Raw genomic sequence first — 323 nt, 5'->3', positions numbered from 1 at the left:
CTGTAAGGGCAGCCACTGACAACGCGCCTCACTCCGTCACACGGCTGTCGAAACACTCCTCGCCGCCGCCCGCGGAAGGGTGGAAGCAGGCCCGGACGACGGCTCCCGGACGGGTCGCGGTCATGGGGGTGTAGATGTAGTTGGCCGCGTCCACGGCGCTCTGGACCTCCGCGTCGTGGACATGACCGCCGCCGGCCGCCGACATCTCCAGCCGGTCGCCGACGCGCGTCGCCCACATGCGGGCCCAACTCGTGCCGCACTCGGGGCTGTAGCGCAGTTCCAGCCAGGCGCCGGAGGCCGTGCGGTGGGAGGCGAGGGTGTCC

General features: G+C 71.8%; 1 protein-coding gene. It reads right to left on the bottom strand.

Features of this window, described 5'->3' with window-relative positions; genetic code table 11:
• Positions 1–28: 28 nt before the first annotated feature.
• Positions 29–323 (bottom strand): DUF2690 domain-containing protein (locus tag ACLZOT_RS51120; RefSeq protein WP_416976134.1); only part of this gene is annotated, 295 nt, incomplete at its 5' end.

The sequence above is a fragment of the Streptomyces sp. 4F14 genome, from assembly GCF_048159485.1.
Taxonomy (GTDB): domain Bacteria; phylum Actinomycetota; class Actinomycetes; order Streptomycetales; family Streptomycetaceae; genus Streptomyces.
This window is presented reverse-complemented; position numbering and strand designations above follow the sequence as displayed.